Annotated in this window: 27 protein-coding genes; 16 read left to right on the top strand and 11 right to left on the bottom strand. The window is 68.4% G+C overall.

Going from position 1 to position 22,178, the window contains the following annotated elements:
- Window positions 1-17 precede the first annotated feature (17 nt).
- Window positions 18-371, bottom strand: a complete 354-nt coding sequence (locus ACWGID_RS00520; RefSeq protein WP_452193023.1) for a YciI family protein — start codon at window positions 369-371, stop codon at window positions 18-20.
- A 161-nt stretch (window positions 372-532) separates the two neighbouring features.
- On the opposite strand from ACWGID_RS00520, the gene ACWGID_RS00525 reads away from it, so the two are divergent.
- From ACWGID_RS00525 to ACWGID_RS00535, 3 genes are read left to right on the top strand one after another with little or no spacing between them, the layout of a single operon-like run.
- Complete coding sequence (locus ACWGID_RS00525) at window positions 533-1,090, top strand: GNAT family N-acetyltransferase (RefSeq protein ID WP_452193024.1); 558 nt, start codon at window positions 533-535, stop codon at window positions 1,088-1,090.
- The gene (locus ACWGID_RS00530) at window positions 1,087-1,470 is read left to right on the top strand and encodes a hypothetical protein (RefSeq protein ID WP_452193026.1); all 384 of its coding nucleotides are present in this window, start codon (window positions 1,087-1,089) and stop codon (window positions 1,468-1,470) included. The genes ACWGID_RS00525 and ACWGID_RS00530 overlap by 4 nt, the downstream gene beginning before the upstream one ends.
- A gap of 27 nt (window positions 1,471-1,497) precedes the next feature.
- Window positions 1,498-2,163: a hypothetical protein gene (locus ACWGID_RS00535; RefSeq protein ID WP_452193027.1), complete on the top strand. Its 666-nt coding sequence runs from the start codon at window positions 1,498-1,500 to the stop codon at window positions 2,161-2,163.
- Window positions 2,164-2,165: 2 nt separating this feature from the next.
- Here ACWGID_RS00535 and ACWGID_RS00540 read toward each other — a convergent pair whose 3' ends face one another.
- Both ACWGID_RS00540 and ACWGID_RS00545 read right to left on the bottom strand, forming a co-directional pair.
- Window positions 2,166-2,636, bottom strand: a complete 471-nt coding sequence (locus ACWGID_RS00540; protein ID WP_452193029.1) for an NUDIX hydrolase — start codon at window positions 2,634-2,636, stop codon at window positions 2,166-2,168.
- A gap of 9 nt (window positions 2,637-2,645) precedes the next feature.
- On the bottom strand, window positions 2,646-3,134 hold the full coding sequence (locus ACWGID_RS00545) for a DUF2199 domain-containing protein (protein WP_452193030.1): 489 nt from the start codon (window positions 3,132-3,134) through the stop codon (window positions 2,646-2,648).
- A gap of 63 nt (window positions 3,135-3,197) precedes the next feature.
- Here ACWGID_RS00545 and ACWGID_RS00550 point away from each other — a divergent pair, with 63 nt between their 5' ends.
- The gene (locus ACWGID_RS00550) at window positions 3,198-3,782 is read left to right on the top strand and encodes a mycothiol transferase (protein ID WP_452193032.1); all 585 of its coding nucleotides are present in this window, start codon (window positions 3,198-3,200) and stop codon (window positions 3,780-3,782) included.
- Between the two features lie 172 nt (window positions 3,783-3,954).
- Here the strand turns inward: ACWGID_RS00550 and ACWGID_RS00555 are convergent, their stop codons facing one another.
- The 4 genes from ACWGID_RS00555 to ACWGID_RS00570 form a co-directional block, all read right to left on the bottom strand.
- Complete coding sequence (locus ACWGID_RS00555) at window positions 3,955-5,850, bottom strand: heparinase II/III domain-containing protein (protein WP_452193033.1); 1,896 nt, start codon at window positions 5,848-5,850, stop codon at window positions 3,955-3,957.
- A gap of 299 nt (window positions 5,851-6,149) precedes the next feature.
- A complete protein-coding gene (locus ACWGID_RS00560; RefSeq protein WP_452193034.1) occupies window positions 6,150-6,914 on the bottom strand; it encodes a hypothetical protein in 765 nt (254 codons plus the stop codon).
- 66 nt (window positions 6,915-6,980) lie between these two features.
- The gene (locus tag ACWGID_RS00565) at window positions 6,981-7,814 is read right to left on the bottom strand and encodes a hypothetical protein (RefSeq protein WP_452193036.1); all 834 of its coding nucleotides are present in this window, start codon (window positions 7,812-7,814) and stop codon (window positions 6,981-6,983) included.
- Between the two features lie 447 nt (window positions 7,815-8,261).
- A complete protein-coding gene (locus tag ACWGID_RS00570; protein WP_387769979.1) occupies window positions 8,262-8,636 on the bottom strand; it encodes a VOC family protein in 375 nt (124 codons plus the stop codon).
- Window positions 8,637-8,756: 120 nt separating this feature from the next.
- Here ACWGID_RS00570 and ACWGID_RS00575 point away from each other — a divergent pair, with 120 nt between their 5' ends.
- Window positions 8,757-9,167 (top strand): VOC family protein, encoded by a 411-nt coding sequence (locus ACWGID_RS00575; RefSeq protein ID WP_452193038.1) that lies wholly within the window; start codon window positions 8,757-8,759, stop codon window positions 9,165-9,167.
- Between the two features lie 69 nt (window positions 9,168-9,236).
- On the top strand, window positions 9,237-9,761 hold the full coding sequence (locus tag ACWGID_RS00580) for a DinB family protein (RefSeq protein WP_452193039.1): 525 nt from the start codon (window positions 9,237-9,239) through the stop codon (window positions 9,759-9,761).
- 92 nt (window positions 9,762-9,853) lie between these two features.
- Here the strand turns inward: ACWGID_RS00580 and ACWGID_RS00585 are convergent, their stop codons facing one another.
- On the bottom strand, window positions 9,854-10,342 hold the full coding sequence (locus tag ACWGID_RS00585; RefSeq protein WP_452193041.1) for a carboxymuconolactone decarboxylase family protein: 489 nt from the start codon (window positions 10,340-10,342) through the stop codon (window positions 9,854-9,856).
- Window positions 10,343-10,507: 165 nt separating this feature from the next.
- Here ACWGID_RS00585 and ACWGID_RS00590 point away from each other — a divergent pair, with 165 nt between their 5' ends.
- A complete protein-coding gene (locus ACWGID_RS00590; protein ID WP_452193043.1) occupies window positions 10,508-11,392 on the top strand; it encodes an RNA polymerase sigma-70 factor in 885 nt (294 codons plus the stop codon).
- Window positions 11,393-11,462: 70 nt separating this feature from the next.
- Complete coding sequence (locus ACWGID_RS00595) at window positions 11,463-12,002, top strand: DUF2231 domain-containing protein (protein WP_452193044.1); 540 nt, start codon at window positions 11,463-11,465, stop codon at window positions 12,000-12,002.
- Between the two features lie 40 nt (window positions 12,003-12,042).
- Here ACWGID_RS00595 and ACWGID_RS00600 read toward each other — a convergent pair whose 3' ends face one another.
- Window positions 12,043-13,005, bottom strand: a complete 963-nt coding sequence (locus tag ACWGID_RS00600) for a 2-hydroxyacid dehydrogenase (RefSeq protein ID WP_452193045.1) — start codon at window positions 13,003-13,005, stop codon at window positions 12,043-12,045.
- Between the two features lie 164 nt (window positions 13,006-13,169).
- On the opposite strand from ACWGID_RS00600, the gene ACWGID_RS00605 reads away from it, so the two are divergent.
- Genes ACWGID_RS00605 through ACWGID_RS00620 form a run of 4 tightly spaced genes read left to right on the top strand, consistent with a single transcriptional unit; the run spans window position 13,170 to window position 15,669 of the window.
- Window positions 13,170-14,174: a magnesium and cobalt transport protein CorA gene (locus ACWGID_RS00605; protein WP_452193047.1), complete on the top strand. Its 1,005-nt coding sequence runs from the start codon at window positions 13,170-13,172 to the stop codon at window positions 14,172-14,174.
- A gap of 44 nt (window positions 14,175-14,218) precedes the next feature.
- Window positions 14,219-14,635 carry a VOC family protein gene (locus ACWGID_RS00610; RefSeq protein ID WP_452193049.1) on the top strand — a complete coding sequence of 139 codons (417 nt, stop codon included), beginning with the start codon at window positions 14,219-14,221 and terminating at the stop codon, window positions 14,633-14,635.
- A 13-nt stretch (window positions 14,636-14,648) separates the two neighbouring features.
- Complete coding sequence (locus ACWGID_RS00615; protein ID WP_452193050.1) at window positions 14,649-15,107, top strand: nuclear transport factor 2 family protein; 459 nt, start codon at window positions 14,649-14,651, stop codon at window positions 15,105-15,107.
- A 10-nt stretch (window positions 15,108-15,117) separates the two neighbouring features.
- Window positions 15,118-15,669 (top strand): AAA family ATPase, encoded by a 552-nt coding sequence (locus ACWGID_RS00620; RefSeq protein WP_452193051.1) that lies wholly within the window; start codon window positions 15,118-15,120, stop codon window positions 15,667-15,669.
- Here the strand turns inward: ACWGID_RS00620 and ACWGID_RS00625 are convergent.
- Entirely contained in the window at window positions 15,607-16,920 is a 1,314-nt protein-coding gene (locus ACWGID_RS00625; RefSeq protein WP_452193053.1) for a Gfo/Idh/MocA family protein, read from the bottom strand. The two genes, ACWGID_RS00620 and ACWGID_RS00625, sit on opposite strands and share 63 nt — an antisense overlap.
- Window positions 16,921-16,999: 79 nt before the next feature.
- Here ACWGID_RS00625 and ACWGID_RS00630 point away from each other — a divergent pair, with 79 nt between their 5' ends.
- Window positions 17,000-17,953 carry a LacI family DNA-binding transcriptional regulator gene (locus ACWGID_RS00630; RefSeq protein ID WP_452193055.1) on the top strand — a complete coding sequence of 318 codons (954 nt, stop codon included), beginning with the start codon at window positions 17,000-17,002 and terminating at the stop codon, window positions 17,951-17,953.
- On the opposite strand, the gene ACWGID_RS00635 is transcribed toward ACWGID_RS00630, so the two are convergent.
- Window positions 17,950-18,438 (bottom strand): Lrp/AsnC family transcriptional regulator, encoded by a 489-nt coding sequence (locus ACWGID_RS00635; protein WP_452193057.1) that lies wholly within the window; start codon window positions 18,436-18,438, stop codon window positions 17,950-17,952. The two genes, ACWGID_RS00630 and ACWGID_RS00635, sit on opposite strands and share 4 nt — an antisense overlap.
- A 201-nt stretch (window positions 18,439-18,639) precedes the next feature.
- On the opposite strand from ACWGID_RS00635, the gene ACWGID_RS00640 reads away from it, so the two are divergent.
- The 3 genes from ACWGID_RS00640 to ACWGID_RS00650 are packed head-to-tail and all read left to right on the top strand — an operon-like array spanning window position 18,640 to window position 22,015.
- Complete coding sequence (locus tag ACWGID_RS00640) at window positions 18,640-19,728, top strand: thiamine pyrophosphate-dependent dehydrogenase E1 component subunit alpha (RefSeq protein ID WP_452193059.1); 1,089 nt, start codon at window positions 18,640-18,642, stop codon at window positions 19,726-19,728.
- A 26-nt stretch (window positions 19,729-19,754) separates the two neighbouring features.
- On the top strand, window positions 19,755-20,720 hold the full coding sequence (locus ACWGID_RS00645) for an alpha-ketoacid dehydrogenase subunit beta (protein ID WP_452193789.1): 966 nt from the start codon (window positions 19,755-19,757) through the stop codon (window positions 20,718-20,720).
- Window positions 20,717-22,015: a dihydrolipoamide acetyltransferase family protein gene (locus tag ACWGID_RS00650; RefSeq protein ID WP_452193061.1), complete on the top strand. Its 1,299-nt coding sequence runs from the start codon at window positions 20,717-20,719 to the stop codon at window positions 22,013-22,015. The genes ACWGID_RS00645 and ACWGID_RS00650 overlap by 4 nt, the downstream gene beginning before the upstream one ends.
- The last annotated feature ends 163 nt before the right edge of the window (window positions 22,016-22,178 follow it).

Genomic DNA, 22,178 nt, shown 5'->3' on the forward strand with positions numbered 1-22,178 from the left:
GGGCCGGGCGTGGGTGGTCAGCGTTCGAGGTCGTCCATGAACTTGCGGACGTCCTGGGCGCAGCGGCAGGCGGCGGCGATCTTCGCGGCCCACTGCAGGGCTTTCGCGCGGGTCGGTACGTCGAGGATCATGCCGCCGCCGATGAGTTCCTTGCTCTCCGGGTACGGGCCGTCGGTGACGATGCCGTCGACGGAGACCACCGCCGGGTCCGCGTCACCGTCGGCGTAGCTCAGCCCACCGCCGAACACGTACACGCCGGCGTCCTTCGTCTCCTGCATCACCGCGTGCGCGGCCTTGCCGACGTCCGGGATCTCCTCCTCCGGAATGTGATCCATCGAGCCGTTCTCGAACGAGATCAGGTACATCGCCATGCCAACGCTCCTTGTCCGGGCGCCCATCACCGGCCGCCGCTCACCCCTACTACGAACACCGGACCCGCGATCCGACAGGGCCGCCGACACCACTTTCGATCTAGCTTCTCGACAAGGGTTGATGCGAGTCAACGAGGCCGGCGGCGTGGTTGACTGCGGAGATGGACGTTCACCCCGTCGACCGGGAGCGATGGAGCGATCTGCTCGAGCTGTTCGGGCCCAGCGGCGGGACGCGCGGCTGCTGGTGCATGGCGCGGCGCCTACCGTCCCGCGAGGTCGCCGCGAACGGGAGCGAAGAGAACCGGGCAGCCCTCGAAGGGTTCGTCCAGGCCGGCGTACCGGTCGGGATGATCGGGTACCTCGACACGCGGCCGGCCGCCTGGTGCGCGGTGGCCCCGAGGACGGAGTACGCCGCGATCGTGAACTCGCGGACCCTGCCGATCGACGAGCCCGAGGACGAGACGATCTGGGCCGTCAACTGCCTCTTCGTGAAGGCCGGCTACCGCGGGCGCGGTCTGACGCTGCCGATGGTGCAGGCGGCCGTCGAGTACGCGCGCAGTTCGGGTGCCCGTCTCGTCGAGGCCTATCCCGTGAAGACGATGCCCGGTGATCCGGGCCGCGGCGTACTCAGCACGTTCCTCGACGCGGGCTTCACGCCGTACGCCGCAAACCGAACCTCGGCAAAACGCAATGTGGTGGTCCGACTCTCTTTAACATGAGCCGGGTGAGGGGACTGCAGATCTTGCTCCGGGTGAGTGCGGGCGCTTGTCTGATCGCGGCGATCGGGCTGGCGGTGTCCGGTGATGTGCGGGGTGCCGTCGCGCCGGCGTGTGCCGCGGTGCTCGGGGGCAGCATCGTTTACTGGCAGGCGAAGTACCCGCCCGAGCTGAAACCGTGGAGCCGGACGCGGATCGTCGTGTCCGCGATCGTCGGCGGTGCGGGGACGCTGGCGGTGTTGGGGATGCTGGGTTGGGTCGCGCTCGTCGTCCCGGACTGGCTGACGCGGTTGGTCGCGGTGGGCGGGATGGTGTTCGTCGTGGTGCTCGTGACCTGGGTGGTGCGGACCGTGTGGCGGATGAACCAGCAGGCCGCGGGGTGACACCGGGGATGGGGGAGGATCGACGGTATGGATGGGGTGGATGGGGCGTTGCTGCGGTTGGCTGATGTGCTGACCGGGGTTGAGGCGGATCTTGGCGACTACTGCATGTACTGCTACAGCGAGGAAGAGGCCGCGCTGCTGGCCGGGTCCGTGGGAGCGATTCCTGAGGAGCTGCTCGCGAGTGTGGCTCGTGAGGTGCCGGATCATTGGGGTGACTTCGCGAACCTCTACCGCAAGCTGACGCCGCGCCTCCTCGCGCTCCTGGTCCACGACGACCTGCACGTCGACGAGGAGCTTGTCGCGCTGCGGTTGGTCGACGCCGGGTGTTGGACGACGTGGTCCAGGACCGAGCGGGACGCCGTACTCGGGGTCTGTCGGGAGTGGTGGTCCGCGACGCTGTCGTCGTACCCGGCGAAGCCTGAGGCGCGGGTCGTTCTCAGCTTCCTCGCGACGACCCCGATCCCGCTGACCGAGTGGTTGTCGATCTGGAACACCCGCCCCGACGGGCCGGCCGATCGTCATGCGCAGGACCTGTTCAGCTGGTGGTGGTCCGACCTCGCCGGCAACCAGGTGACGGTCGGCTTCTGGGACACCATCGACATCACCCCGACCCTCAAACCCTGGATCCTCGAAGACGCCCGCCCGCGCATCACCAAAGACCCCGACCTCGCCCACCTCCTGAAAACCCTTTGAGGTCAGACCTCCCAGCTCCAGTTCTCGCCGTCCACCGTGAAGATCCAATCCCGCCCCGGTACGCCGTTGAGCAGGTAATCCACCGCCGGAACCGCGATCGGTGGATACGGCATCCGCTCCAGCGCCCGTACGGCGTCCTGCGCAGCGAACCAGCGCGCGTCGGTCACCGAACCGTCCGGATCATCGATCGCGAACGCGGGGTCCTGCACGTCGACCACGTAGTTCCAGGACCGCGACGTCACGCGTCCGTCAACCAGAACCTGAGTGGTCCACACGAGCTCGAGCTCATCCGCCGAAGCCCGCAACCCCGACTCCTCGAGCAACTCCCGCACACCACCGACCGCCGGCGTCTCCCCGTCCTCGACGGCCCCACTCGGAGGATTCCAGTACGGCGCGTCCCAGGTGTCGTACTGCTCCCGCACCAACGCGATCATCCCACCGTGCCGCGCAATCACTCCCGCATACCGCTGCATCCACGCACCCTAGGCGGGGAGATGGCGCAGAACTTCGTCGTGAGGCCAGGTTCGGGTGAGGACTTCGGTGAGGGCGGGGTCGGGCGAAGCGGTGATGTACGGCGTCTCGTCGGGGCTGCGGACCGTCGCAGTCGCCTGTGTGGGGAAGAGGCCCCACGGTTCGATCGTGTTGGCGAGGATGCCGTCTAGGTGGAGGTCGGCGTACTCCGGCTCCCACCACACCGCGAACGCACGCTGCAGGTCATCGGGACGCACCGCGAGCCACACCCCGAACATCACCTGGTAACCACCGTCGAGCCGAACCGGGAGCAGCGCGCGGACGAACGGCCCGGCGCCGGGGACCTGCATCATCACCGACTCGCGCGGCGTCTGGTGACTCAGCCAGACGCCGGGGGTCAGTTCGCGTTCCGGGAGGTCGAGCACCGGCGTCGGCAGCGTGAAGCGGACGTGGCGGTCATGGACATCCAGTGAGCGGCCGCAGGTGGGGCAATCGGACATGGGTCGAGTATGACGAGCTGGTTCCGGAAGGGGAGTGTCCGGAATGGGGTTTAGCGTGGCGGCATGACTGAGAGCGAGTGGGTATCTCCGTGGTGGGAGCCGCCGCTGGCGGGGGACGAGGCCGGCCATCTGGTCGGTGCCCTGGACCGGTTGCGTACGACGTTCCGCTACAAGGTGGACGAACTCGACGCGGAGGGTTTGAACACCCGGATCGGGGCCTCGTCGATCACGCTGGGCGGACTGATGAAGCACCTCGCGGCGAACGAGGACTACATGTTCACCGTGAAGTTCCGTGGGCTGCCGCTCGACGGGCCGTGGCTGGAGAACGGCTGGCGCGACGACAACGACTGGGAGTTCAACTCCGCCGCCGAGAACACCCCCGAGGAGCTTTATGCCCTCTGGGACGGCGCGGTCGAGCGATCCCGTAAGACGCTGGCCGGGGCGATCGCCGACGGTGGGCTCGGGCAGCCGGCCGACATCAGCTGGCCGAACGGGCAGCACGCGAGCCTGCGTCGTCTGGTGTGCGACCTGATCGAGGAGTACGGCCGCCACACCGGCCACGCCGACCTCATCCGCGAAGCCGTCGACGGTCGCGTCGGCGAAGACCCGCCCCGCGACTGGAAACCCGTCGGCGCGAAGCAGCACTGAACCGCGAAGCAGCGCTGAACCGCGAAGCAGCGCTGAACCGCGAAGCAGCGCTGACCTGAGAGGAAGCGCTGAGCCCGGACCGCCAGCACTACACAATCACCGTTTCCGGCCGTGCCTCACGCTCAGCGTCGGCCGTTCGCGGCGATTGTGGAGTGCTGGCGGTCCGCCTCACCTACTTGATCCGCTGCAGCGTCCCGTCCTGGGAGATCGCGATGACCGTGGTGACCCCATCGACCTTCAGCGTCAGCAGCGTGCGGGAGCCCTGCTCGGTGGTCGTGTAGCTGACGGCCGCGTTCGCGCGGGTCGGGGCGATCACGGACAAGATGCTCGCGCTCCGGCCCGACCGGTTGAACTGCACCACCGGCGCCGGGAGCTTCTTGTCGATGGTCAGGTAGTGCCACCCCTGGATCGGGTCCTGCTCGCCGGTCGCGGTCTCGATCGGCGTGGTCTCCTGCTGGAACGGGATCTGCAGCAGCGTCGTCTTCACCCGATCGCCAGGCTTCTGCGCCACCACCCGGTCGTTGCCGGTAACAACGACCTTCTGATCGGCCGGCAGGTGCCACAGCGTCGAGTAGTTCTGCTCCGTCGCCGACGTACCGCGGTCCAGCACCACCATCAGATCGGGATCCTTCAGCACGAGCACGTCCCGGGTCCGGTCGATGTCGGCCCCGAGCTTGTCCTTCAACTCGTAGTACTCCGACGTGTCGCGAACCGACGACCGCACCAGCTTCGTGTCCGGGTGGTCGGTCGCGGTCGACTGCACGGTCATCTCGTTGTGCGAGAACTGGCTCTTCGCCCAGCTCCGCCAGTCGTCCCACTTGTACCCGGAGTGCCCGCCGTCGATCAGGATGTCCCGCCCGTGCGACGTGTACGTGATCGACGTGTGGTCCTCGTGCCCGTGCAACTTCCGCGACGGCCCGAACCGGATGCTGTACGTCGACTCCTGCGTGAACGCCCGCTCCTCGCCCCACCCGGTCCGCCCGAAGATGTACCCGGCGTCGAAGATCCCGACCCGCTGCGTCGGCCGGATCCCCTGCTTGCCGAGCGTCCCGGCGTACTCGAGGACCGTACCCGGGACCGGAACGGTGCGGACGACCTCGGAGTCGCCGATCTGCGGCAGGTTCCCGAGGGAGTTGGTGGCGAGCGCGAGCCACTTCGCGAGCTCGCGCCGGCGCGCCATGATCGTCGTACCGGGGTCGACGCCGCACTTCTGCAGTACGTCGGCCGCGCGCCCCCAGAGCGCGTAGTTGAACTGCGCGTACGCCGTCGACTGTTCGTTGGTCGAACCCTGGGTGTCGATCGAGGTCTTGATCGCACCGGTCAGCCGATCGACCGCGACCGTCTTCAGATCGTCGCGCATCAGCGTGCACCCGATGCCGAACAGCGCGAGGCTCTCGTCGGTGCCGTGGTTCCAGTCACCGCTCCAGTTCTTCTGCAGGAACCAGGCGTGGTCCAGCAGCGCCTTGTCCAGCCAGGCGTACGTCAGCGGCAGTTGCCCGGTGTGCAGCCCCGACAGCACCGCCTGCCGCAGACAGATCAGCACGTTGGTCCGGTGCATCGTCGACTCGTAAGCGCCGACGTCGGACTTCCACGAGTACGGGTTGTCGTTCACCCAGTCGTGTGCGATCGCGCTGACCCGTTGCAGGGCCTGCTTGTCGCCCTTCGCCGCGGCGTTGATTCCTTGCCCGAGCCAACGTAGCGAGTGCAGCCACATGTACCAGCTCGGGTTCTTGTCCGGGTTCACCCGCCAGTTGATGTTGCCCTTGCCGTCCCCGATCTTGGTCGGCGGCGTCGTACCCCAGGTGTAGGTGTCCCGGTACAGGTTGGCCACGGGGTTCGCCCGGTCGATCCCGCTGTACGCCGGGCAGGTGTAGCTGTTCTTCCGGGCCGGCGTCGGCGGCGCGGTCGGCGGTTCGGGGGTGTGGCTGAGCGTCGGATCCGGGGCCGCTTCGGGCTCGGACCCGCCCCACGGGACCACCAGTGCGACGGCCATCGCGGCGATACTCACGAGCAGGGCGATCGTGAGGCGTAGCGTCGTCGTGGTCGTGCGCAGATGTCTCGCGGGCATCGTGGGTCCTCCCCGCATGCTCCCGAGCATGCCTGATCTGGCCTAGACCTGAATTCGGGCGGGCGATCCCCGGGATTTGGGTCAGGTGGGTTGTGCTGAGTTGCTGTCGTACGTCGGGCAGCGCCGCGGATCGGCGAAGGTTGCGGCCGGCATCGAATGCCGCCGGTCAGACCCCCGTCCAGTACTCCGCCGTCGGTCCCCCCGAGGTCAGAACGGTTCCTCTGCCCTATAGATGTGCGGAACCACCGAAAAAGTTGCTCGGATCGGAAACTTCGCTTCCGTTGCCCTTAAAGGCAACGTCAACCGTGCCGGATCGCTTGCAGGATCAGGGCGTTCCGGGCGTCCTGCCCGGCAGGCACCGTGGTGTGGCGTCCGTCCCGGAGGTCGGTGTGCAGCCGCTCGGGATGCGCCGCGAGGAACTCGGCCCACGGGACGATCCGCAGGTTCGGATGCGCCGCTCGCGCCTGTGCCAGTTGGAGATTGATCCACTCGCTGTTGCGCTGATCGGCGACCTGTACGGCGGCAGGCTCGTCCGTGCGCGACACCTGCACGTCCACCCAGAACACGGTCCGCCGCGGGCCGGCGATCCCGAGCGCACGCTCGACCTGGGCGGCGAACGCGGACGGATCGAAGATGTCGTTGGTCCCCACCGCCATCACGATCCGGCGCGGAAGCCCATAAGTGCGAGCCCAGGCGGCCATCTCGTCGACCGCGGAGGCGGTTGGCTGACCGGCCCAGCTGTACTCCGCGAACGACGTACCGAGCTGTTGTCCGAGGAGTCGTCCGAGCGCGCCACCGTCCTGTACGGCGATGCTGTCGCCGAAGAGGACGACTCCGTTGGTCGCGACGACGTTGCGGACCTGAGCGGCGCTGGAGATCACGCGGTTGTTCGCCTGCCAGGAACCGAGTGTGCCCGAGCCATAGCTTCCTGTGCTGGTATTCGACGTCGTGGCCTTCGCGTGTGCCGTCGGGGCCTCGAAGTGCAGCAGTGCAAGGAGGACCGCGGTCAGGACCACGATGATCGCGGCCGAGGTCGACCAGCCCCGGATGATCGTGCGCGACATGGCTCGCCTTCCCGCGGAAACGGAGTACCCGATCTGTTCACGCGGAAGTCGGCGTACAGGTTGCCATCAACGGCCGGTGCGGAGGGCCTCGGCGATCAGTTCGTTGCGGGCGCTGCGGCCGAGCGGCTCGCTGGTGTGGACGCCGTCGCGGAGGTACTGCGCCGGCCGGTGCGGCTGGGTCTGCAGGAATCCGGCCCAGTCGATGATCTTCAGGTTCGGGTGCCGGGCGGCGGCCTCGGCGAGTTGCTGATTGATCCACGTGCTGTTGGTGAGATCCGCGTCCCGTACGGCGGGCGACACCTTGGTGCGGCTCGCGTACACGTTCACCCAGTACACCGTCCGGTCCGGTCCGGCGATCCGCAGTGCGCGTTCGACCTGCGCTGCGAACGCCGGCGGGTCGAAGATGTCGTTCGTACCGACGGCCATCACGATCCGCTGCGGCAGACCGTAGTCACGTGACCACTCTTCGAGCGCGTCAACTGCCGCGGACGCGGGCTGACCGGACCAGTCATGGAAGGCGATCGAGTCGCCGGTGCGGTCAGTGAGCAGACGTTCGAGCGCGGCACTGTCCTGTACGGCGATGCTGTCGCCGAACATGAAGACGCCGTCGAACGCCAGGACGTCGCGGATCTGGTCCTCGGGCGAGATCCGGCGGACCAGGTTCTGCCAGGGGCCGAGCGAGCCGGACCCGTACAGCCCCGGGCCTTTCGTCGGTGTGCTGTACGCGCCGGTGCCGTCGGCGGTCGTGTCGGCGTTCTTCGTCCGCGGCTCCAGGACGACGAACAGGCCGCCGAGAATCGCCAGCACCACCAGCGTGACGAGGATCGCGGCCAGCGACCCGAAGAACCCACGCGGCCCCCGAGCATCGTTGCCCGAGTGTCTCCGAACTTGTTGCAACATCCTGACGCCCCCCGGCCTCAGTCGTCGTCTGCCTACATACACATGACGCGGTGACCCCCGAATCCGCTGCATGCCCCCATCGGCCCCCGTGCTCCAGACGCCAACCTCAAGCGTTTGGTTGTCACGCTTTTGTCAGTGCTTCAGCGTGTACCCCGTGCTCGTCAGGTGCGCGCGGAGATCCTTGACCTCGTCCCGTCGCACACCCCGGCGCCGCCGCGGTTCCCCCTCCGCGGCAGCCTGCTTCTTCCTCCGCCACCACCACTGCATTCGTCCAGCATCTCCGAAGACTCAAGGAACCGGTAGGTTTTCGGTCTTGCCGGAAAGTGCAAGAGATCCTGAACCGACGAGTCCGCAGTACCGGCGGGGCAGGTACTGCGGACTCGGGCAGGACTCACGTGGGACTCAGCCAGGACTCATGTGGGACTCAGGCCGGGACTCAGATAGGGCTCAGCCGGCGCGCTCCGCTTCGCTGCGTTCGACGCAGAACTCGTTGCCTTCCAGGTCCTTCATCGTGACCCAGCCGCGCCCGTCGGGCACCCGGTGGTCCTCGTGGACGGTGCCGCCGAGGGACAGGATCCGCTCGACCTCGGCGTCCCGCGTGCGCTCGGTCGGGCCCCAGTCCAGGTGCACCCGGTTCTTCACCGATTTGCCCTCCGGGACCTTGATGAACAACAGTCCGGGAACCGGCGCAGGTGCCACCACGAGGACCTCGTCGTCGCCCGGAACGTCCCCGTCGGCGACCGGCCAGCCGGTCACGGTACTCCAGAACTTCGCCAGCGTGTAGGGGTCTGAGGCATCGATGGTGATGTGTCGAAGATTCATGCCGAGACCTTAACCGCGCGGCCGGATCCAGGGGGTCGCGGACTGTCGGCGGGCGGGTCTACTGTGCGCCATGAGGGCTGGTTCAAGGGGGCCGGCCAGGTTTGGGGGAAGGAAGATTCGATGGCATCCCGGCTCAATCCGTACATCCAGTTCAACGGCGACGCCCGTGCTGCGATGGAGTTCTACCAAGGGGTCTTCGGGGGCGAGGTGGCGTCCAACACCTTCAAGGAGTTCGGCGCCAGTCACGGTCCGGAGGACGACAACCTGCTGATGCACAGTCAGCTCGAGACGCCGAGCGGCTTCACGCTGATGGCCGCCGACACGCCGCAGGGCATGCCGTACAACCCGGGTGAGAACATCGCGATCAGCCTCAGCGGCGACGGCGACGAACTGCGTGGGTACTACGAGAAGCTGTCCGCCGACGGCGGCAAGGTGACGGTCCCGCTCGAGAAGCAGGCGTGGGGCGACGAGTTCGGCATGGTGACTGACCGGTTCGGGATCAACTGGATGGTCAACATCGCCGGAAGCTGACGCGAACGGGCCTTCCCCCGGGGAAAATCGGTACCCCTGGGGAAGGCCCGCGCGGCATGCTTGACCGGTATGGCACTCAATGACGTGTTGTACGACCCCATCCGGCACAACAACTGGGCGACGGGGAGTCTGATCGACTTCTGCCGCGCCCAGAACCTCACGGCCGACCAGCTGGAGATCACCGGCGTCGGCACGTACGGCGGAATTCTCGCGACCCTCGATCACATCGTGCGCTGCGACGGCAGCTACCTGCGGCGGATCGTCGACCGGCCCCTCGAGTACGTCGACGCCGAGCCGGCCACCGACCTCGAGACGCTCGGCCGGTGGAACGCCGAGGCCGGCGCGCTGTGGGAGGTCTTCCTCACCGAACCGATCGACGTCGAACGCGTGATCATCGTCGACGACAACACCCGCGGTACCCGCGTCGGCATCTTCATCGCCCAGGCGATCAACCACGCCAACCACCACCGCGAGCAGGTCTGCGCCATCCTCACCGGCCTCGGCATCGAGCCGCCCGACATCCAGGCCTGGGAGTACGCGTGGGAGACCGAACGCATCTGGGACCTCCCCGCCGCGGACGAGACCCCCGCCTGACCCGGCCTTCACGCGGGGCTTGGGACAGGTAATGGTGGCGTGGGACCTGAAATAACCTGTCTCCACCCACTACAACCTGTCCCGGATCCCGGCTACTGACCGACCGCGGCCGTCATCAGGCCCACCTCGTACGAGCCGCCGAGCTGGTTCAGGGTGACGGCGAGACGGTTGGTGGCGTTGATCATCGCGATCAGCGTCACCAGTGCGATCAGCTGATCCTCGTCGTAGTACTTCGCGGCCCGCGCCCACGTCTCGTCCGAGACGCCCTCGGACGCGTCGGCGAGCCGGGTCGCCTCCTCGGTCAGCGCGAGCGCCGCCTGCTCCTCCTCGGTGAAGACCGTCGAGTGCCGCCAGCCCGCGACCAGGTTCAGCCGGGTGGCCGTCTCGCCTGCGGCCGCCGCTTCCTTCGCGTGGATGTCGATGCAGTTGCCGCAGCCGTTGATCTGGCTGGCGCGCAGCATCACCAGGTTCTGCGTGCTGTGCGAGAGGCCGGTCTGCTGCAGCAGACCGTGGACGGCGAACAGGCGCTTCGCCAGCTTGGTGCCGAGCTCGTTCTGCATGATGTCGATACGGGGTTCCATCGTCGTCGTCCTCACTCATGGGATCTACTGGACGAACACGAGATGCCGCGGCCCGCGCCGCCGTGACAATCCTGGGACGTGACGAGCGCCATACCGGCCGAACTGTCACAGCAGCCGGCCGGGCGGCATCTGGTGGGTGACACACGCGCGCACAAGGAGCCAGCCATGACCGGTACGGACCGAGCCACCGAGGCTTTCGTTGCCCACCGCAACCTCCTGTTCACCGTCGCCTACGAACTCCTCGGCTCCGCCGCCGACGCGGAGGACGTCCTCCAGGAGACCTGGCTGCGCTGGGTGAAGGTGGATCTCGACATGATCCAGGACCAGCGCGCGTACCTGGTCCGCATCGCCAGCCGCCAGGCCCTCCAGCGCCTCCGCACCCTGGGCCGCCGCAAGGAGTCGTACGTCGGCCCGTGGCTCCCCGAACCGCTGCTCACCGCGCCCGACGTCGCCGAGGACGTCGAACTGGCCGACAGCGTCTCGATGGCGATGCTGCTCGTCCTCGAAACCCTCAAACCGACCGAGCGCGCGGTCTTCGTCCTCCGCGAGGTCTTCGGCCTCGACTACGACGAGATCGCCGAGGCGGTTGACAAGAAACCCGACGCCGTCCGCCAGATCGCCCACCGGGCCCGTTCCCACGTCGCTGCCCGGCGCCCGCGCGGGGTCGTCTCCGCCGACGAGACCCGGGACGCCCTCGAAGCCTTCCAACGAGCCGTCAACACCGGCGACATCCAGGGCCTGGTCGACATCCTCGCCCCGGACGTCGTCTTCCTCGGCGACGGCGGCGGCGTGGTCCAGGCCCTCCCACGCCCGGTTTTCGGCGCCGAAAAGGTGGCCCGCATCCTCGCCCTGGCAGTGGACCGCCTGGCCGAAGGCAACCTCGAGATCACCCACATCAACGGCCAGCCCGCGATGCTCCTCCGCTTCACCGACGAGGTCGACACCGTCACCGTCCTCCACGTCAACAACGGCCTCATCGCCGGCCTCTACGCCGTCCGCAACCCCACCAAACTCACCCACCTCACCGAAGAGATCACCCTCACCCGCTGACCCCACCCGAAGCCAACGACTCCAAGCCGGAAGCTTCCAGGAGTGATGCGTCGGCGCGTATGTTCGAAGCGTGGCGTTGAGGTCATTGCCGCAGCGTGTCGTTCGGGTCGTCGGCGAAAGCCCGGTCTCCGAACGGGTGGCCCACGCCCAGGAGCTGGTGTACGGGCCGTTGATCGAATGGGCACGACGTACTCCGCTGCACACGGACGTGCTCGGTCATTCGTTGCACCCGTCGCTGACCGACGTGACCGCCGGGTGCTGGCTCGCCACGTCCGTTCTCGACGTCGCCGGCGGCTCCGAGTCGCGCCGCGGGGCGACGATCCTGACCGGGTTCGGCCTGCTGGCGTCTCTGCCGACCGCTCTCGCAGGCGCCGGCGACTGGGCCGAACTGTCCGGCGCCGAACGCAGGATCGGCGCAGTCCACGCGCTCGGCATGGACACCGCAACGTTCCTCTTCGCAGGGTCCCTCGTCGCGCGTCTCCGCGGCAGGCACTCCCTCGCCACGAAGCTCGCCGTGGCAGGCAACCTGGTTGTCGCGGGCGCGGGCTTCCTCGGCGGGCACCTTGCTCTACACCGCGGAACCGCCCGGCGAACCCCGATGAGCGATTAGCCAGATCCCCCGGCCACGGACTTCGCAGCTAACTGCTGAGCTATTTCAGGAGTGGGGCTGACTCGGGGACGGGGGTGAGGGGGGTGCCGGTGGTTAGCCAGTGGCGGAGGTTGTTGGCTACCAGGTTGGCCATGGCGGTGCGGGTGGGTTGGGTGGCGGAGCCTACGTGGGGGAGGAGGACGGCGTTGGGGAGGGTGAGGAGGTCGGGGTGGACCTTGGGTTCGTGTTCGAAGACGTCGAGGCCGGCGGACAGGATGGTGTTGGTGCGGAGGGCGTCGACGAGGGCTTGTTCGTCGACGACGGTGCCGCGGGCGACGTTGATCAGGATGCCGTCGGGGCCGAGGGCCTTGAGGACGTCGGCGTCGACGAGGTGGCGGGTGCTGTCGCCGCCGGGGATCACGATCATCAGCGTGTCGACGGCGGCGGCCATCTCGAGCAGTGACGGGTAGTACTCGTACTCGACGTCCTTCGGGCTTCTGTTGTGGTAGGCAACGGTGATGCCGAACGGCCGCACCCGGTCGGCGATCGCCTGACCGATCCGGCCGAGGCCGAGGATGCCCATCCGGCGCCCGTGCATCGTTGCGTGGGTCAACGGGTACGGCGTCCCGTCGGCCCACTCGCCGTCGCGGAGGTACCGCTCCGCGCGGGACAGTTCGCGGACCGTCATCAGCAGCAGCCCGAGCGCGGTGTCGGCGACCTCGTCGTCCAGGACGCCCGGCGTGTTCGTGACGACGACGCCACGCTCGGCCGCGGCGGTCGCGTCGATGCGGTCGTACCCGACGCCGAAGCTTGCCACCAGCCGGACGGCGGGCAGCCGGTCCAGGAACGGGCCGTCGATGGCGGTGCCGCCGGTGGCGACGGCAACGATCTCGTCGCGGCGGGCCGCGAGCACGGCGTCCGGGTCACGCTCCTCCCAGAGCCGGATCAGCTCGCAGTGACCGTCCAACCCGGCGGCGACGGCTTCGTTCATCGGTCCTGGCATCAGCACGACTGGTAGTCCCATGCGTTCATCCTCATCGACCGTCGCGGGCCGGACCAGGAACTTGACCAGCATTTCTCAGGCCCTGGACAGGAACTCTGCCGACCCGGCGAAGTTCACCGCGGCTTTCCCGCCGGAACCTGTTGCCTCCGCGGCCGGAACGGCGACGATCAGAACAGGAGGCCACCATGATCATCGACTGCGCTTACTACCGGGACGGACGCCGCCAGCACGTCGAGGCGATGTCCGTCGCCGATGCCGCCGCGAGCTGCCGGGCGGGCGGGTTCGTCTGGTTGGGGATGTACGAGCCCAGCGCCGAGGAGCTCGCCGAGGTCCGGGAGAGTTTCGGTCTGCACGAGCTGGCCGTCGAGGACGCGCAAACGTTCCACCTCCGCCCGAAGGTCGAGCCCTACGAGGGCGACGTCCGGCTGGTCATCCTGCGCACCGCGCGGTACGACGACGAGCGTGAGGAGGTGGACTTCGGGGAAGTCAGCGTGTTCGTCGGGCAGGCGTTCGTGATCACCGTCCGTCAGGGGGTGGCCAGCGATCTGCACGGTGCCCGGCTCCGGCTCGAGCAGCGCCCCGAACTGCTCGAGTGCGGGACCAGTTCGGTGCTGTGGGCGATCCTCGACCAGGTGGTGGACGGGTACACCCCGGTCGTCGCCGAATTGGAGCGCGATATCGAGGAGGTCGAGCGGACGGTGTTCGCCGGCACCGTCGCCCCGACCGAGCGGATCTACTTCCTGCGCCGCGAGGTGACCGATTTCTATCGCGCGGTCCACCCGCTGATCGCCGTACTCGCGACGCTGGAGCGTGATGCCCGGGACACCTCACTGCTGCCGTACTTCCGGGACGTGCACGACCACCTGGTCCTGGTGAACGAAGAGGTCGCTGCGCAGCGTGACCTGCTGGCCACGGTGCTAGAGGCGAACATGGCGGTGATCGGTGTCGAGCAGACGAAGGTCAGCGTGCGGCAGAACGCGACGATCGAGCAGTTGACCGTCCTCGCCACGGTGTTCCTGCCGTTGACCTTCGTCACCGGCTTCTTCGGGCAGAACTTCGCCTGGCTGGTCGATCGCCTGGGCTCCGCGTGGGACTTCTTCGTTCTCGGCATCGGCGGACTCGTCGTACCGGCTGTCCTGCTGCTCCTCTGGGTCCGTCGCCAGCGAGCCGCCAGACGGCAAGTCGCCTGAGGTAGCGGCCAGCCCCCGTCCGCTACCCGGCCGATGCTGGAGACATGACGAACACAGCAACTCTGCACGCGTACTTCGCCTACCGGGACGCGGTCGCCGCGCTCCGCTGGCTTGAGAAGGCCTTCGGCTTCGAGACGACCATGGAGGTCCCCGACGGCAACGGCGGCATCATGCACGCCGAGATGCGGTACGACGGGGTCGCGTTCACCCTGTTCACCGACCAGGAGGGCTACGACCGCCCGGCCCGCAAGGGCGAGACCGTCGGGCACGGGATGTACGTCGTCCTCGACACCCAGGAAGCGATCGACGCGATGCACGCGAAGGCGATCGCGGCCGGCGCGGAGCCGGTCTGGGCGCCGGAACTCTCCAAGTGGGGCAACTACCGCTGCCGCGTCGCGGACCCCGAGGGCTACGAATGGACCTTCGGTACCCATCGCCCGGGCCTCCCCGCGGACTGGTAGTACAGTCCGACCCGTGGCCCTTGGACCCATCGCTCCGGCGGACGGCCGGGAGATCGAGAACCTCATCCTCCGGTACGCCGAACTCGTCGACGACGGTGATTTCGCCGGCGTGGGCGAGCTGCTGGCCGATGCGACGTACTGCGGAAGTGGTGCCCCGCTCGTCGGGCGCGCGGAGATCGAGCAGTGGTTCCGGGACACGCTGATCGTCTACCCGGACGGTACACCGCGGACGCAGCACGTGACGACCAACATCGCGATCGAGTGGGACGACTCCAGCTCCGACGAGGCGTTCGCGCGGTCGTACGTGACGGTCCTGCAGGCGGTGCCGGACGACGTACCGGAGCTGATCGCGGCCGGTCGCTACCGGGACCGCTTCGTCCGGCGGGACGGTTCGTGGCACTGGGCGGAGCGGGTCGTCAACATCCGCCTGGTCGGCGACATCAGCAAGCACCTCCGGTCTGCGACCGACTAGACCATCACGGATGGAACCCCGCCTGATCGTCGTCCGCGGAAACTCCGGCTCCGGCAAGAGCTCGATCGTGGAAGGAATCCGCGCCGCGTACGGGCGCGGCATCGCCTACATCGAGCAGGACTACGTACGCCGGATCATCTTCCAGGAGCTGGACGATCCGCACGGCGCCAACATCGAGGCGATCGGCCAACTCGCCAGGCATGCGCTCGACCGCGGCTTCCACACCGTGGTCGAGGGCATCCTGCCGACGATCCGGTACGGCGCGATGCTGGCCGAGCTCGCCCGTGACCACGCGGACCACTTCTTCTACTACTTGGACATCCCGTTCGACGAGACGGTCCGCCGGCACGCGACGCGCGACAAGGCGAACGCCTTCACCGCCACGGACATGGCCGACTGGTACCGGCCGAAGGACCTGCTGGAACAGCCACGCGAAACGGTCATCGACGAGACGAGCACGCTCGACGCCACCGTCCAGCAGATCCTCACGGCAACCGGACTACGACTTCCAGCCGCCGAGGTTCAGGTCGGCGACGACGATCGGCTGGCCGGTCGCGAGTGACTGGTTGGCGGCGATCCCGACCGCGACCGCGCGGACGCCGTCGTTGACGTCGGCGGCGCGGCCCAGCGGATCGTTGCCCGGACCAACGAACAGGTCCTGGTAGATCAGTCGGTCGCCACCACCGTGACCGCCTTCACCACGGGGGATCTCGACCTCGACCGCGGTGGCCCAGTGCTTCTGCAGCACCAGTCGTTCACCGTTGGCGCGGACGTCGCCGGCGATCACCCGGTCGGACGGGTAGCTCGGGTCGATCTGGTCGTCGACGACCGCGGCGCGCTCGATCACCTCGAGCTCGGCGCGACCCTCGGTGCCGTTGACCGAGACGCGGTACCCCTCCCACGGCGAGTGCGCGTTCAGCGAGTAGCTCAGCCGCGCACCGTTCGCGTACTCCGCGATCACGGACATGTTGTCCTCGATCGTGATCCCCGGCGCGAACACGTCCTGGTCGCGCAGGTACCCGTCGTACTTCTCGCTCTCGTAGTAGAGCTGACGGTTCGCGTCGTCGGTACGCAGGTCGAGGAGCCACGGGTCGTTGGAGGAACCATCGATCGTGCCGCGCGCCGGACGCTCGCCGAGGCCGCGGGCGGCCGCGTTCTCGTCGCCGTAGAAGGCGAGTCCACCGGACGCGAACACGCGCGTCGGCGAGGAGGCGATCCACCAGTTCACCAGGTCGAAGTGGTGGGACGCCTTGTGGATCAGCAGGCCGCCGGAGTTCTTCTTCTCGCGGTGCCAGCGGCGGAAGTAGTCCGCGCCGTGCCGGGTGTCCAGCACCCACTGGAACTCGACGCTGGTGACCTGACCGATCTCGCCGTCCTGGATCAGCTGCCGGAGCGCGCTGTTCCGCGGCGAGTAGCGGTAGTTGAACGTGACGACCACGGACTTGCCGGACTCGTTCATCGCGTCGACGATCTGGCGAGTGCCCTCGGCGTCGATCGTCAGCGGCTTCTCGACGATCACGTCGGCGCCGGCGCGCAGCAGCCGCGCCATCACCGTGGCGTGCGTGTAGTCCGGGCTGGTCACCACCACGCGGTCGACGGACTGCTCCTTGACCATCCGCTCCAGGTCGTCGGCGCCGTACTGCGGGAGCTCGGGAGCGCCGAGGTCCGCGAGCTTCCGCTGGTGGAAGGCGAGGCGGCCCGGGTTCGGGTCGAGGAGGGCGACGAGCTGGGCGTCGTCGGGGCGCTCGAGAATCGCGCGGACGTAGGACTGCGCCCGCGATCCGGTTCCGGCGACTGCATAACGTCTGGGCACGGCAGACTCCTTCTACTCGTGTAGATCCAGAACGCTAGCAATCGCTTTCCGCGGGGTCAACCGTCGTACCATCGCTTCCATGTCCAAGGAGCCGGTGACGCGCAACGACGTGGCGGAGTACGCCGGGGTCAGTACCGCTGTGGTCAGCTACGTGGTGAACGCGGGGCCGCGGAAGGTCGCGCCGGAGACCCGCGAGCGGGTGCTCGAGGCGATCCGCGTGCTCGGGTACCGGCCGAACGCGACCGCGCGGGCGCTCCGGATGGGGACCACGCGGACGTTCGGCGTGATCACGCCGGACGGCGGGAACCCGTTGTTCGCGGAGCTCGCGAAGGCGATCGACAAGGAGGCGGCGGCCCGCGGGTACGTCGTACTGCAGACCAGCGCGGACGGGGATCCGGAGATCGAGCGCGCCAAGATCGGCGAACTGCTCGCGCGGCAGGTCAGCGGGCTGGTCCTGGTCGCGCCGAGTGCGGACCCGTCGGTGGAGGGCGTGCCCGTGATCGCCATCAACCGGTCGCTGGAGGCGGTGAGCTCGGTACGGCCGGCGTACCGCGAGGGCGCCCGGCGCGGCGTCGAGCATCTCGTGTCGCACGGGCATCGCGTGATCGGTCTGGTGATCGGAGGCGCCGGTCACCCCGAACGCGAACTCGGCTGGCGCGACGCGCTCGAAGCCGCCGGTCTGCCGGAGGGCCCGATCGTCCGCACCACGTTCTCCCGCGAAGGCGGCTACCGCGCCGCGCAGACGCTACTCGCCGCCAACCCCACCGCGATCTTCGCAAGCTCCGACCTGCAAGCCATCGGGGTACTGCGAGCACTCCACGAGGCAGGGGTGCGAATCCCCGAGGACGTCGCACTGGCAGCCTTCGATGGCACCCCCGAAACCGAATACACCTGGCCACCCCTAACCGTCGTCCGCCAGCCCGTCGAAGCCCTCGCCCGAGAAGCAGTCCAACGGCTCATCGCCGGCGAACAGTCCATCGAGGCCCTCACCGTCCCCACCGACCTAATCCTCCGCAAATCCTGCGGCTGTTAGAGCGTCCCCACGTCTTCGAAGATGAGGGCTGTGCGGGTGGCTAGGACTTCGGGGATGGCTTGGAGTTTTTCTAGGACGAGGCGGCGGAGGCCTTCGTTGTCGGCGGCGCGGACGAGGAGGATGGCGTCGAAGTCTCCGCCGACCAGCGCCATGTGTTTGATCTCGGGGATCGCCTGGAGTTGTTTGCGCAGGGTTCGCCAGGAGCTTTGGCGGAGACTGAGCGTGACGTACGCCGACGTTGCCAGGCCGAGCTTCAAGGGGTCCACCGTGACCGTGAAACCGGTGATCACGCCCGTCTGAGTGAGGCGTTCGACCCGGGCGTACGCGTTCGCCCGGGAGATGTGCACCTCGTCGGCCAGGGCGCGGATCGAGAGCCGTCCGTCCAGCCCGAGCGCCTCGATGATCTTCCGGTCGATCTCGTCCAGCGCGGGAGCGACGACAATCTGTCCAGGACCGGCCCGATGGACCATCACCTCGTCGGACATCCGCACGACCTCCTCGCCTGAGACTGCTGCCAAACGTCTCTCAATTCTTCCAGCTATGGAACAACTTGGCCAGGAGGGACGACGATGTGGCTACCGTCCGTCTCCTGCGCAGGAGGGTCCCGTGAGCGAGCGAAGCGAGTTCACCATCAAACACAGTCCACTTCGCGCCTCATCGGCGCCCGGAGCGAAGCGAGGACGTCGATGAGCTCCGTCGAGGAGCGTTTGCTCCCCTCCGCGGAACCCGTCTGTCTGATCGATCAGAACGGCGTACCGCATGACCACCCGTCGTACCGGCTGCCCACCAAGGAAGCCTTGCTCGACGGCTACACACAGTTGATCAAGGGCCGCCGGTTCAACGATCAGGCGAGTGCTCTGGTGCGCCAGGGCCGGCTCGCCGTCTACCCGTCGTCGTTCGGTCAGGAGGCCTGTCAGATCGCGGCCACGATGGTGCTGCGGGACGGCGACTGGCTGTTCCCGACGTACCGCGACTCGGTCTCGATCGTGAGCCGCGGCGTGGACCCGATCGACACGCTGACGCTGCTCCGCGGCGACTGGCACTCGGGCTACGACCCGTACGAGCACAAGGTCGCTCCGCAGTCGACCCCGCTCGCGACCCAGCTCCCGCATGCGGTCGGCGTCGCGCACGCGGCGCGGCTGAAGGGCGAGGACACGGTCGTGATGGCCCTGGTCGGCGACGGCGGCACGAGCGAGGGCGACTTCCATGAGGCGCTGAACTTCGCGGCCGTCTTCCACGCGCCGGTCGTGTTCTTCGTCCAGAACAACGAGTACGCGATTTCCGTCCCGCTCGCCAAGCAGACCGCCGCGCCCTCCCTCGCCCACAAGGGCATCGGGTACGGCGTCCCCGGCGAACGCACCGACGGCAATGACCTCGCCGGTCTGCTCGCGGTCCTCGGGCAAGCGGTCGAGGAGGCCCGCGCCGGCGAGGGACCGCAGCTGATCGAAGCGCACACGTACCGCGTCCAGGCGCACACCAACGCCGACGACGCGACCCGGTACCGCGAGGACGCCGAGGTCGCACCGTGGCTCGACCGCGATCCGATCCGGCGACTCACGACGTACCTCGAGCAGCAGGGCTGGCTGGACGACGACGTACGGGAACGCGCGGAGGCCGGGGCCGTGGCGGTCGCCGGCCGGCTGCGCGAGGGGCTGATGCCGGAGCCCGAGGTGAACCCGGCGGATCTGTTCGCGTATCTGCACGCCGAGGAGACGCAGCAGTTGCGTGAGCAGGCCGCGTTCCTCCGCGACGAGCTCGCCCGAGAGGAGGCCTGATCGCCGTGACGCACGTGAAGATCTCGATGGCCCAGGCGCTCAACCAGGCGCTCCGGGACGCGATGCGGGCCGACGACTCCGTGGTGATGTTCGGTGAGGACGTCGGCGCGCTCGGCGGCGTCTTCCGGATCACCGACGGGCTGACCGCCGAGTTCGGCGAGAACCGCTGCTTCGACACCCCGCTCGCCGAGGCCGGCATCGTCGGGATGGCGGTCGGGATGGCGATGAACGGGATGCGCCCGGTGGTCGAGATGCAGTTCGACGCGTTCGGGTACCCGGCGTTCGAGCAGGTCGTCTCGCATGTCGCGAAGATGCGCAACCGGACCCGCGGCCGCGTGCAGCTGCCGATGGTGATCCGCATCCCGTACGGCGGCGGCATCGGCGGCGTCGAGCACCACAGCGACTCGTCGGAGAGCTACTACGCGCATACGCCGGGTCTGACTGTGGTGACACCGGCGACCGTCGCGGATGCGTACGCCTTGTTGCGCAAGGCAATCGAGTACCCCGACCCGGTCGTGTTCATGGAGCCGAAGAAGCTCTACTGGGCGAAGGAAGAGGTCGACCTCACCGAGTCCCAGCCGGGCATCGGGACGGCCGTCGTACGGCGGGACGGCGCGGACGCGACGCTGATCGCGTACGGGCCCGCGGTGCCGGTCGCGCTCGAGGCCGCCGAGGTTGCGGCGGCCGAGGGGCGGCAGCTGACTGTCGTGGACGTGCGCTCGGTGGTGCCGTTCGACGACGAGACGGTGTGCGCGGCGGTACGGCGTACCGGGCGGGCTGTGGTGGTCGCGGAGGCGAGCGGGTTCGCGAGTGTGTCGTCGGAGATCGTTGCCCGGGTCACCGAGAAGTGCTTCCACTCGCTGGCCGCGCCGGTGCGGCGGGTGACCGCGTTCGACATCCCGTTCCCGCCGCCGAAGCTGGAGAAGTACCAGCTGCCGAGCGTCGACCGGATCCTCGACGCGGTCGACGACCTGCAGTGGGAGGACTCGTGAACACGTTCCTGCTCCCCGACCTCGGTGAAGGGCTGACCGAGGCAGAGATCGTCCGCTGGCTGGTGAAGGTCGGTGACGTGGTCGACGTCGACACCCCGGTCGCGGAAGTCGAGACGGCGAAGTCGATCGTCGAGCTGCCGTCGCCGTACGCCGGTGTGATCGAGGAACTGCACGGTGAGCCCGGTACGACGGTCCCGGTCGGCAAGCCGCTGATCACGGTCGCCCAATCGGTGACGCAGCCGGACGGGGCGGCGTACCGCGAGGAGGAGAAGGCCGGGTCGGGCAACGTGCTGGTCGGGTACGGCACCACCGAAACCGGGTCCTCGGGTCGGCGCCGGAAACCGCGTGCGGTTTCCGGAAACAATCTGTCGCACAGCGAGCAGAAGGAATCCCGCAAGGTGCCGTTGGTGATCTCGCCGTTGGTACGTCGGCTCGCGCGCGACGCCGGAGTGGATCTGAGGACGCTCGCCGGCACGGGTGAGGGCGGGCTGATCGTCCGGCGCGATGTCGAGCAGGCGATCGCGGCCCGCTTCGAGAAGCCCGCGCCGGTCGGGACGCCGGCGCCGGTCGGGACGCCCGCGCCGGTCGATCGTTCTGGGTTGCCCGAGTTGCGGCGTACGCCGATGAGCGGGTTCCGGAAGGCCGTGGTGGCGACGCTGACCCGCAGCCGGGCGGAGATCCCGGAGGCGACCACCTGGGTCGACGTCGACGCCACCGCGCTGATCGAACTCCGCGAATCGTTGCGATCAGCAACGGACCAAGGCCCGGGCCTGCTCGCCCTGATGGCCCGGTTCGTGGTCGCCGGCCTGCAGAAGTACCCGGAACTCAACGGGTACGTCGACACCGCGCGCGAGGAACTCGTCCAGTACGACGGGATCAACCTCGGCCTCGCGGCGCAGACGGACCGCGGTCTCATGGTTCCGGCCGTCGCGGGAGCGCACGCGCTGACCACGCGCGGTCTGGACGCCGAGATCCGCCGGCTGACTACCTCCGCACGCGGCGGCAAGCTGACGCAGCACGAGCTGACGTCGGGGACGTTCACGCTGAACAACTACGGCAGCTTCGGCGTCGACGGCAGCGCGGCGATCATCAACCACCCGCAGGTCGCGATCCTCGGCGTCGGGCGGATCATCGACCGCCCGTGGGTCGTCGACGGTGAGCTCGCGGTCCGCAAACTCACCCAGCTGTCGCTGGTCTTCGACCACCGCGTCTGCGACGGCGGCACGGCGGCAGCCTTCCTTCGCTTCGTCGCCGACGCTTTCGAGAACCCGGTCTCAGCCTTCGCCGATCTTTAGGACAGCTGGCGCGGTCGGAGCCCGACCAGGATCACCCGGAGCCCGGAGGCGAATCGTGCCTCCGGGCCGGGGGGGGGGCCGCCGGGGGGGGGGGGGGGCGCGGGGGGGGGGGGGGGGGCCCCCCCCCAGGCCCCCGCGCCCGGCGCCCCCCGCCCGCGGGCTC

Source organism: Kribbella sp. NPDC054772 (assembly GCF_053611945.1).

Excerpts from the sequence above, each read along its gene's own strand:
- ACWGID_RS00590 (WP_452193043.1), top strand. The coding sequence starts at position 10,508 with ATGACCGGTACGGACCGAGCCACCGAGGCTTTCGTTGCCCACCGCAAC.
- ACWGID_RS00565 (WP_452193036.1), bottom strand. The coding sequence starts at position 7,814 with ATGTTGCAACAAGTTCGGAGACACTCGGGCAACGATGCTCGGGGGCCG.
- ACWGID_RS00645 (WP_452193789.1), top strand. The coding sequence starts at position 19,755 with ATGGCCCAGGCGCTCAACCAGGCGCTCCGGGACGCGATGCGGGCCGAC.
- ACWGID_RS00640 (WP_452193059.1), top strand. The coding sequence starts at position 18,640 with ATGAGCTCCGTCGAGGAGCGTTTGCTCCCCTCCGCGGAACCCGTCTGT.
- ACWGID_RS00620 (WP_452193051.1), top strand. The coding sequence starts at position 15,118 with ATGGAACCCCGCCTGATCGTCGTCCGCGGAAACTCCGGCTCCGGCAAG.
- ACWGID_RS00575 (WP_452193038.1), top strand. The coding sequence starts at position 8,757 with ATGGCATCCCGGCTCAATCCGTACATCCAGTTCAACGGCGACGCCCGT.
- ACWGID_RS00635 (WP_452193057.1), bottom strand. The coding sequence starts at position 18,438 with ATGTCCGACGAGGTGATGGTCCATCGGGCCGGTCCTGGACAGATTGTC.
- ACWGID_RS00585 (WP_452193041.1), bottom strand. The coding sequence starts at position 10,342 with ATGGAACCCCGTATCGACATCATGCAGAACGAGCTCGGCACCAAGCTG.
- ACWGID_RS00600 (WP_452193045.1), bottom strand. The coding sequence starts at position 13,005 with ATGGGACTACCAGTCGTGCTGATGCCAGGACCGATGAACGAAGCCGTC.
- ACWGID_RS00555 (WP_452193033.1), bottom strand. The coding sequence starts at position 5,850 with ATGCCCGCGAGACATCTGCGCACGACCACGACGACGCTACGCCTCACG.
- ACWGID_RS00605 (WP_452193047.1), top strand. The coding sequence starts at position 13,170 with ATGATCATCGACTGCGCTTACTACCGGGACGGACGCCGCCAGCACGTC.
- ACWGID_RS00630 (WP_452193055.1), top strand. The coding sequence starts at position 17,000 with ATGTCCAAGGAGCCGGTGACGCGCAACGACGTGGCGGAGTACGCCGGG.
- ACWGID_RS00520 (WP_452193023.1), bottom strand. The coding sequence starts at position 371 with ATGGCGATGTACCTGATCTCGTTCGAGAACGGCTCGATGGATCACATT.
- ACWGID_RS00610 (WP_452193049.1), top strand. The coding sequence starts at position 14,219 with ATGACGAACACAGCAACTCTGCACGCGTACTTCGCCTACCGGGACGCG.
- ACWGID_RS00550 (WP_452193032.1), top strand. The coding sequence starts at position 3,198 with ATGACTGAGAGCGAGTGGGTATCTCCGTGGTGGGAGCCGCCGCTGGCG.
- ACWGID_RS00545 (WP_452193030.1), bottom strand. The coding sequence starts at position 3,134 with ATGTCCGATTGCCCCACCTGCGGCCGCTCACTGGATGTCCATGACCGC.
- ACWGID_RS00530 (WP_452193026.1), top strand. The coding sequence starts at position 1,087 with ATGAGCCGGGTGAGGGGACTGCAGATCTTGCTCCGGGTGAGTGCGGGC.
- ACWGID_RS00540 (WP_452193029.1), bottom strand. The coding sequence starts at position 2,636 with ATGCAGCGGTATGCGGGAGTGATTGCGCGGCACGGTGGGATGATCGCG.
- ACWGID_RS00570 (WP_387769979.1), bottom strand. The coding sequence starts at position 8,636 with ATGAATCTTCGACACATCACCATCGATGCCTCAGACCCCTACACGCTG.
- ACWGID_RS00580 (WP_452193039.1), top strand. The coding sequence starts at position 9,237 with ATGGCACTCAATGACGTGTTGTACGACCCCATCCGGCACAACAACTGG.
- ACWGID_RS00525 (WP_452193024.1), top strand. The coding sequence starts at position 533 with ATGGACGTTCACCCCGTCGACCGGGAGCGATGGAGCGATCTGCTCGAG.
- ACWGID_RS00560 (WP_452193034.1), bottom strand. The coding sequence starts at position 6,914 with ATGTCGCGCACGATCATCCGGGGCTGGTCGACCTCGGCCGCGATCATC.
- ACWGID_RS00535 (WP_452193027.1), top strand. The coding sequence starts at position 1,498 with ATGGATGGGGTGGATGGGGCGTTGCTGCGGTTGGCTGATGTGCTGACC.